The sequence below is a fragment of the Planctomycetia bacterium genome (assembly GCA_034440135.1).
Lineage (GTDB): Bacteria > Planctomycetota > Planctomycetia > Pirellulales > JALHLM01 > JALHLM01.
Map to the genome: position 1 here is coordinate 1 of JAWXBP010000061.1, position 3,308 is coordinate 3,308.

At 60.2% G+C, this 3,308-nt stretch carries 2 protein-coding genes; one reads left to right on the forward strand and one right to left on the reverse strand.

What is annotated here, in order from left to right:
• Nucleotides 1–2,475: DUF4214 domain-containing protein (locus tag SGJ19_03520; protein MDZ4779303.1), on the forward strand; the 2,475-nt coding region annotated here is incomplete at its 5' end.
• A 12-nt stretch (nt 2,476–2,487) separates the two neighbouring features.
• Here the strand turns inward: SGJ19_03520 and SGJ19_03525 are convergent.
• The coding region (locus tag SGJ19_03525) for a hypothetical protein (GenBank protein ID MDZ4779304.1) at nt 2,488–3,308 on the reverse strand (821 nt) is incomplete at its 5' end.

Genomic DNA, 3,308 nt, shown 5'->3' on the forward strand with positions numbered 1-3,308 from the left:
ATCGCCAAGCATCTGGTGATTCGCGACCTCGAAGTGATCGTGTCCGAGAATCTGACTCAGTCTCGCGTCTCGGCGTATCCCGGATCGATCGCGCCTCCCGATCTGGTGCGTCCCTGGGGCGGTATCGAGTTCCGCAGCGGACACGACATTCAGATCATCAACAACGTCGTGCATGCGAACATGCAGGGGATCGGCTTTTGGCAAAGCGTGACTGGCGACAGTCAGCTCTACGGAAATCTAATCTACGACAATGGCTACACGGGGCCTGACCGCGATCACGGACACGGCGTTTACACGCAAAACAACACGGCCTCGGACAAGATCTATCGAGACAATTTTCTGTTCGACAATTGGGGCCAGAACCTGCAAGGCTACGGTTCCAGCTCGGCGCTTGTCGAACGAATGATCTTCGAGCGCAATCTCAGCTTCTCAACTCCGACGTTCAGTAAGGGCGGAGCCGTGCTGTTCGGCGGCAACAACGAAGACAGCAATAACGATCTCACGGTTCGAGACAACTGGTTTTATGGCAGCGCGCTTTCTTTGGGATACAGCGGCGAGGGCGGAACCGGCCTGATCGCGACGGACAACACGATCTGGAAGAGCGAGTACACGATCAGAGCCACGTTCGAAAACCCGATCATCGAGGACAACTTCTACTGGCGATTTGCGGCGACGCCCGAGAGCGGCGATGCGGTTCCCACGGCGCCGAAGGTGCTCTTTAACCCGAATCTGTACGATAGCAACCGCGCCAACTTGGCAGTCATGAACTTCACCGGGGCCGCCTCGGTGCAGGTCAACGTGGCCTCCTTTTTGAACCCGGGCGATACGTTCTCGCTGCAGCGCGTGGAGGATTTCTACGGCACGCCGGAGTTCGTCGGCGTGTACGCTGGCGGAGGAACGATCAACGTACCGCTTTCGGGCAACTTCTCGGCCTACGTGATGCTACGCACGCCGGCGTCGACGGCGCCGACGATCGGCTCGATCTCGAACCGCACGGTCAACGAGGATACGTCCACCGGCGCGATCGCCTTCACAGTCTCCGACCTCGATTCGCCAGTGGCGAATCTGATACTTTCGGCGACGTCATCCAACACCGGACTAGTCCCCAACGGCAATCTCGTACTTGGGGGCTCCGGCGCGAATCGGACGATCACCGCCGCGCCCGCCGCGAATGCAACGGGCACGACCACGATTACCGTCACCGTCAGCGACGGCGTCTATTCGTCGCAGCGGACGTTCCAGCTCACGGTGCAGGCGGTCAACGATCCACCGACGATTTCCAATGTCAGCAATCGTTCCGCCCAGGTCGGGGCGCCGTTCGCCGACGTGGTATTTACCGTGGGCGATCTGGAATCGAGCGCCAACACACTGACGGTTACAGTGCAAAGCTCCAACCTCAACGTGGCCCCGTTGGCCGGCCTCGTCGTTAGTGGAACTGGCGCCAGCCGAACGCTGAAGATCACGCCTGCCGCGGGCGTACTCGGCAGCAGCACGATTACCTTGAACGTGCGCGATCCGTCCGGCGCGACATCGAGCGACACGTTCACGCTATCCGTCACCGCGGATACCACGGCGCCGACGGCCAGCGGCGACTCCATCACCACGACGGTTCGCAAGCCCAGCCAAATCGACGTGTTGGCGAACGATTCCGACTTGTACGGCGACATTGACCCGGGCACGGTCGTGATCACTTCAACTACCAGCAATGGCACGCTGACGGTCGACAATGACACCGGCCTCATCACCTTCCGACCCCAAATGACGCAAGCCGGCGCGGACCAATTCCGCTACCGAGTGCGAGATCTCAACGGCAATCTGTCGAATGAAGCTACGGTCAACATCACAGTATTGGCCAGCACGTCTGGCCCGTCCGGCTGGGCGCAAAACCTTTACCTCGACGTGTTGGATCGTCCGGCCGTGCAGGCGGAAATCGGCTACTGGGCCGATGTCATCAATGTCGGCGTGAGCCGCGAAACCATCGCCTACGCCTTCGTATCCAGCCGCGAGGAGCGGGCCTGTTACATCGATCAGTGTTACGAGGAATACCTCGGCCGCTCCGTCGATGCGTCTGGCGAGAACTTCTGGCTGGGCGTCTGGGACCGGATGGGCGGCCCGGAATGGATTCGCGCCGGACTCATCGGTTCCGGCGAGTACTTCCAATCGAACGGCGGCACGGCGGCAGGCGCGGTGGGAGCGCTCTACGAGGATCTGTTAGGTCGTGGGGCGGCGACACCGGAAGTCAACTACTGGGTGAACGTCCTGCAGCACACGGCGCTGGCGAATGTCGCGATGGGCTTCCTGACCAGCGACGAATATCGCCTGGAGCAAATCAACACCTACTACCAATACTATCTGCACCGCGCTGCTGAAGGGGGCGGCGCGCAGTTCTGGCTACAGAAAATGAAGCAGGGCTTGTCGCACGAGCGGCTGCAAGCGATCCTGGTCGCTTGCGACGAGTACTATTCGTATTCCTAAGCGTTCGAGCGATCAGGCGGAGGTCTTGCGACGCACGTGGAGCAGTGCGCAGACGCTCAGCGACGCCAGCAGCACAATCGACGGGGGTTCCGGCACCGCGCTCGGGGACTCGCTCCCAAAACCGAAGTTGTTGCGAACGGCGTTCAAGTCGCCGATATCGACCTTGCCGTCGAACCGCGGCGTATCGCCCGGCGTGCCGAATTCACCTTCCTCGCCAAAGTGGTTTCGGACGTTGTTCAGGTCGTGGACGTCCACTTTGCCGTCAAATGGATACGTGTCTCCCGGCACAAAAAAGCCAAACTCAAACGCAAAGCCGTCGGCGTCGAAAAAGGCATTTTCTGTGCTGGCGGACAACTGATATAGGCTCATTGATTCGCCATTTGGATCCCCTTCGCCGTCGGCAGCGAGTAAGAACGTGAGCCGGCCGTCGATATCTCCCAGAACGCCGTCGGCCTCGCCGTCAAGAAATCCGGAAATGCGATAGCCGCCGAAATCGCCGATCGCGGGGTCGAAAGGCGCTCCGTCCTCGCCCAGTTCGGCGATGAACGTAAACGGCGCGCCGCCGGTCTCATCTGAACGGAAGAAGAAGTCCATAATCGACGGCGGCAACGACTCCATCACTTGAACGGCCGGCAGCAAATTCTGCTCTTCCACGACCGGGTCCAGTGGCGCATAGGTGAAGCGCTCACGATTCGCAATCTCCTGGCGGAAATTGGCAAAGCCGATGCCCGAGCGTTTCCGCATCCCATCGACTCCCAGGTCGATGCCAATTTGAACGCCCAAATTGAAATCGGCGCCCTTCAGCGACGCCGGCAACTCACTGAATTCCGGCG